The sequence below is a fragment of the Kitasatospora sp. NPDC059146 genome (genome assembly GCF_042786665.1).
In the GTDB taxonomy this organism is placed as follows: domain Bacteria; phylum Actinomycetota; class Actinomycetes; order Streptomycetales; family Streptomycetaceae; genus Kitasatospora.
In genome coordinates, this window is record NZ_JBHZCY010000049.1 from 25,676 (window position 1) to 31,136 (window position 5,461).

At 70.7% G+C, this 5,461-nt stretch carries 3 protein-coding genes; 1 reads left to right on the forward strand and 2 read right to left on the reverse strand.

The features are described from left to right. Positions 1–81 precede the first annotated feature (81 nt). Positions 82–1,323 (reverse strand): ABC transporter substrate-binding protein, encoded by a 1,242-nt coding sequence (locus ACFXPX_RS21530; RefSeq protein ID WP_380407947.1) that lies wholly within the window; start codon positions 1,321–1,323, stop codon positions 82–84. A 620-nt stretch (positions 1,324–1,943) separates the two neighbouring features. Beyond that, on the reverse strand, positions 1,944–2,456 hold the full coding sequence (locus ACFXPX_RS21535) for a PaaI family thioesterase (RefSeq protein WP_380527038.1): 513 nt from the start codon (positions 2,454–2,456) through the stop codon (positions 1,944–1,946). A 234-nt stretch (positions 2,457–2,690) separates the two neighbouring features. Between ACFXPX_RS21535 and polA the strand changes: the two genes are divergently transcribed. Continuing rightward, positions 2,691–5,393, forward strand: coding sequence for a DNA polymerase I (polA, locus tag ACFXPX_RS21540; protein ID WP_380527044.1), 2,703 nt, complete (start codon positions 2,691–2,693; stop codon positions 5,391–5,393). The last annotated feature ends 68 nt before the right edge of the window (positions 5,394–5,461 follow it).

Consider the following 5,461-nt stretch of genomic DNA (forward strand, 5'->3'; position numbering starts at 1 on the left):
CAGCGCGTGCGCCACGGAGTCCTGGGGGGGCCCCGGGGGGCGCCCCCGCGCGCTGGTGGTTCGGTGGGGCCGGCCGGTGTGTCAGCCGTTGAAGGTGCCGGACTTCTCCACGGCCCACTTGCCGTCCTTGACGGTGTAGACGGTGAGCTGCTTGTTGGTGGTGTCGCCGAACTCGTCGAACGAGACCTTGCCGGTGACGCCGTCGAAGGAGACCTTCTGGACGGCGTCGCGGACGGTCTTGCGCAGGCCGTCGCCGGTGGGGAGCTTGCCGTTGTTGCTGGTCACGACGGACTTGACGGCCTGGATGATGGCCCAGGCGCTGTCGTAGGAGTAGCCGCCGTAGGTCTCGTAGGCGTCCTTGTAGCCGGCGGCCTTGTAGTCGGCGATGTACTTCTTGGCGGTGTCGAGGGACTCGACGGGCAGGCCGACGGCGGTGGCGAAGTCGCCCTGGCTCTTGGGGTTGAGCTTGATGAAGTCGCCGCTCTGGATGCCGTCGCCGCCCATCAGGGGGATGGCGACGCCGGCGTCCTTGAGCTGGAGGGAGAGCGGGCCGGCGGCGGGGTACTCGCCGCCGTAGTAGACGGCGTCGGCGCCGGAGGCCTTGACCTTGGTGACGATGGCGGAGAAGTCGCGGTCGTCGGGGTTGACGTGCTCCTCGCCGGCCAGGGTGCCGCCGAGCTTGGTGAACTCGCCCTTGAAGGTGGAGGCGAGGCCGGCGCCGTAGGTCTTCTGGTCGTCGATCAGGAAGACCTTGGTCTTCTTGGCGTCGTTGTAGAGGAACTGGGCGGCGAAGGGGCCCTGGACGGCGTCGGTGGTGGCGGTGCGGAAGTAGGACTTGAAGGGGCGCTTCTTGTCGCCGCTGGCCCACTTCTCGCCCTGGCTGAGGGCGACGCCGGTGTTGGCGGGGGAGATCTCGGTGAGGCTCGCGTCGTCGAAGATCTGCTGCATGGACTGGGCCACGCTGGAGTTGAGCGGGCCGACGACGCCGAGGACCTTGGGGTCGCCGACGAGCTGGGTGGCGTTCTGCTGGCCGGGGGCGGGCTTGGCGGTGTCGTCGAGGGCCTTGACCTCGAACTTGACGCCGGGGACCTCGTTGGTCGCGTTGGCGTTCTTGACGGCGAGGTCGACGGAGTTGCGGATGCCGAGGCCGAGGGCGGAGAGGTCGCCGGTGAGCGGGGCGTCGACGCCGATGACGACGGTGGTGGAGCCGCTGTCCTTGCCGCCGGCGGTGTCGCCGGACTTCCCGCCGCGGGAGCCGCAGGCGGTGAGGCTGAGGGCGCCGATCACGGCAATGCTCACGACAATTGCGGAACGATGACGCACGAGGGTCCCCATTCGGTTCAGGAGGCGCCCGCGCCTGAGTGGCGGGAGCCGGGATGCGCGGAGGGCCGGGCCCATTCCGGATGGCGCGGTGACTGGCCGTGACTCTAGATGCCCTTGGGCGGCTCGGGCAGTGCTGTGGGCAGGCTGTGATTCTCTTGTTATGAGCACACGGAGCATTTGTCTCAGCATGTGGTCGTTCCGGTTCGACCGATCCTGAACTGCTGGGCGTTTACGCGCTGGTGGAGGGATGTAAGGGCCAGAAATGGGGGTTGCAGCTGGCAGCGTCGATAATCGGACAGGGGTGTCCGGTGTACTGCATTCGACCGTGCACGTCCGCATTTCGGACGACGGGGGTGCGGCGAAGAGGTTCCGCGTCGCGAGGGCCGCGGAACTGTCACCTGCTGGGATTTCCCACCTGTTACGCAGTGTTACAGGTTTGGGGGCGCGCCGAGCGCGTCCGGACATGCCGGCGCCCCCTCGTTCAGACCAACGCCTGCCCAGGGTGGCGGAAGGTCAAACAAGGGGGCGGGAAAGAGACTTGATGTCTTAGGTGGTGAACTGCTGCTGCCCGGAGGCCCGTTGTCCCCTCCGGGGAGGCCGTCGCGCTTCCCGGGGGCCCGTTACAGGTCGCGCAGCATGCAGGTCAGCCGGCAGCTGGTGATCCGCTTGCCGGTGTCGTCGGTGATCGCGATCTCGTACGTCGCGGCGGTGCGGCCCTTGAACACCGCCGTCGCCACGCCGGTGACCAGGCCGGAGGTGGCCGAGCGGTGGTGGGTGGCGTTGAGGTCCACGCCCACCGCGTACCGGCCCGGGCCGGCGTGCAGCATCGCGCCGATCGAGCCGAGGGTCTCCGCCAGCGCCGCCGAGGCGCCGCCGTGCAGCAGCCCGTACGGCTGCTGGTTGCCCTCCACCGGCATGGTGCCGACGACCCGGTCGCCGGAGGCCTCGACGATCCGGATGCCGAGCTTCTCGCCGAGGTGGCCGCCGGAGAAGGTCTCCGGGTTCACCCCGAGCTTGGCGAAGTGGTCCAGCACGTCCTGCGGGACGTTCAGGACGGGGGCCGGGGCCGGGGTGCCGTCGGAGGCGCCGTCGGTGGCGGTGCCGGGGGCGGTGTCGGGGGCCGCGTCGGTCATCGGGGGAACTCCTGCCGCTCTGGGGTGACGTCGTCGTGCTGCCTGTGATCGTACGACCGTCCTACTCACTGGTACCGGGCCAGGACCGACCGGCGCGGCGCCCCTTTTGTCGGTGCCGGGCCATAGGATCGGGGACCGGTAGTGGAATCGGCAGGAACGGACGTTGACGTGGCTACGCAGAGTACGGACAAGGGCGCGACGGGTGGCGGCGGGGCCGGCCCGCGACCCCGGCTGATGCTGCTCGACGGGCACTCGATGGCCTACCGGGCCTTCTACGCCCTGCCCGTGGAGAACTTCAACACCTCCACCGGACAGCCCACCAACGCGGTCTACGGCTTCGCCTCGATGCTCGCCAACACCGTCCGGGACGAACGGCCCACCCACCTCGCCGTCGCCTTCGACCTCTCCCGGCAGACCTTCCGCTCCGCCGAGTTCCCCGACTACAAGGCCAACCGGGCCAAGACGCCGGACGAGTTCAAGAGCCAGATCGGCCTGATCGGCGAACTCCTCGACGCCATGCACGTCCCCCGGATGACGGTCGAGGGCTTCGAGGCCGACGACATCATCGCCACCCTCGCCACCGCCGCCGAAGCGGCCGGCTACGACGTCGACATCGTCACCGGCGACCGCGACTCCCTCCAACTCGTCACCGACCACGTCACCGTGCTCTACCCGACCAAGGGCGTCTCCGAGCTCACCCGCTTCACCCCGGAGAAGGTCACCGAGAAGTACGGCGTCACCCCGCGCCAGTACCCCGACCTCGCCGCCCTGCGCGGCGACCCGTCCGACAACCTGCCGGGCATCCCCGGCGTCGGCGAGAAGACCGCCGCCAAGTGGGTCAACCAGTTCGGCTCCTTCGACGAACTCGTCGCCCGCGCCGACGAGGTGAAGGGCAAGATCGGCGAGAAGCTGCGCGACCACCTCGACTCGGTCAAGCGCAACCGGGTGCTCACCGAGCTGGTCCGCGACGTCGAACTCCCGCTGGGCGTCCCCGACCTGGCCCGGCAGTCCTTCGACCGGGACGCCGTCGGCACCCTGATGGAGTCGCTCGAGTTCCGCAACGCCAACTTCCGCGACCGGGTGTTCGGGATCGACCCGGCCGGCGCCGCCGAGGCCGCCGAGGCCGAACTCGCCCCCGGCGTCGAGGTCGACGGCGAACTCCTCACCGACCCGGGCACGCTCGCCGCCTGGCTGCGCGAGCACGCCTCCGACGACAAGGCGCCGGTGGCGCTGGCCGCCGTCTACCAGTGGGCCCTCGGCACCGGCGAGGTCACCGAAGTCGCCCTCGCCGTCGGGGATTCCGCCGCCTGGTTCGACCCGGCGCAGCTCGCCGAGGAGGACGAGCGGGCCTTCGCCGACTGGCTCGCCGACCCGGCCGCCCCCAAGGCCCTGCACATCGCCAAGCAGGTCATGCGGGCCTTCGCCGAACGCGGCTGGACGATCGCCGGGGTCGTCGCCGACACCGCGCTCGCCGCCTACCTGGAGAAGCCCGGCCGCCGCACCTTCACCCTGGAGGTGCTCGCCGAGGAGTACCTGGCCCGCTCGCTCACCCCGGCCGCCCCCGCCGCCGAGAGCGGCCAACTCGCCTTCGACGCACCCGAGGACGACGGCGTCGACGCCGAGGCCGCGCGCGCCCAGGCGCTCATGCTCCAGGCCCGCGCCGTGCTCGACCTCGCCGCGCTCTTCGACACCCGCCTCGCCGAGGTCGGCGCCGCCGGGCTGCTGCACGACATGGAACTGCCCATCGCCGCCCTCCTCGCCCGGATGGAGCGCCACGGCATCGCCGCCGACCGCGACTGGCTCACCCGGCTCGAAGCCCAGTTCGCGGCCGAGATCCAGCGCTGCGTCGAGGAGGCCCACGCCGCCGCCGGGCGCGAGTTCAACCTCGGCTCGCCCAAGCAGCTGCAGGAGATCCTGTTCGGCGAACTCGCCCTCCCCAAGACCAAGAAGATCAAGACCGGCTACACCACCGACGCCGACGCGCTCACCTGGCTCGCCACCCAGACCGACAACGAACTGCCGGTCATCCTGCTGCGCCACCGCGACCAGGCCAAGCTGCGCACCACCGTCGAGGGCCTGCTCAAGACCGTCTCCCCGCAGGGCCGGATCCACACCACCTTCAACCAGATGGTCGCCGCCACCGGCCGGCTCTCCTCGCAGGACCCGAACCTGCAGAACATCCCGGTCCGCACCGAGGAGGGGCGCGCCATCCGCCGCGCCTTCGTCGTCGGGGCCGGCTACGAGTCGCTGCTCACCGCCGACTACTCGCAGATCGAACTGCGGATCATGGCCCACCTCTCCGAGGACGAGGCCCTGATCGAGGCCTTCGCCTCCGGCGAGGACCTCCACACCACCGTCGCCTCCCAGGTCTTCGAGGTCCCGGGCGCGGCGGTCGACGCCGAGATGCGGCGCAAGATCAAGGCGATGTCCTACGGCCTCGCGTACGGGCTCTCCGCGTACGGGCTCTCGCAGCAGCTCAACATCAAGCCCGCCGAGGCCCAGGGCCTGATGGACACCTACTTCGAGCGCTTCGGCGGCGTGCGCGACTACCTGCACCGGGTCGTCGAGGAGGCGCGGGCGACGGGCTACACCGAGACCCTCCTCGGCCGCCGCCGCTACCTGCCCGACCTCAACAGCGACAACCGCCAGCGCCGCGAGATGGCCGAGCGGATGGCCCTCAACGCCCCGATCCAGGGCTCGGCCGCCGACATCGTCAAGATCGCCATGCTGCGGGTCGACGAGGCCCTGCGCGCCGCCGGGCTGACGTCCCGGATGCTGCTCCAGGTGCACGACGAAATCGTGCTGGAACTCGCCCCGGGCGAGCGCGAGTCGGTCGAGGCCGTCGTCCGCGAGCAGATGGCCGGCGCCTACCCGCTGCGCGCCCCGCTCGACGTCTCCGTCGGTGTCGGCGCCGACTGGGAGGCCGCCGCGCACTGACGCGCTGCGCTGCGGTCGTCGGCGGCGGGCCCGTGGTCGCGTCCAGCGGCTGGATGGTGACCTGGGGG

Coding starts and splice junctions, on each gene's coding strand:
- polA (WP_380527044.1), top strand. CDS start 2,691: ATGCTGCTCGACGGGCACTCGATGGCCTACCGGGCCTTCTACGCCCTG.
- ACFXPX_RS21535 (WP_380527038.1), bottom strand. CDS start 2,456: ATGACCGACGCGGCCCCCGACACCGCCCCCGGCACCGCCACCGACGGC.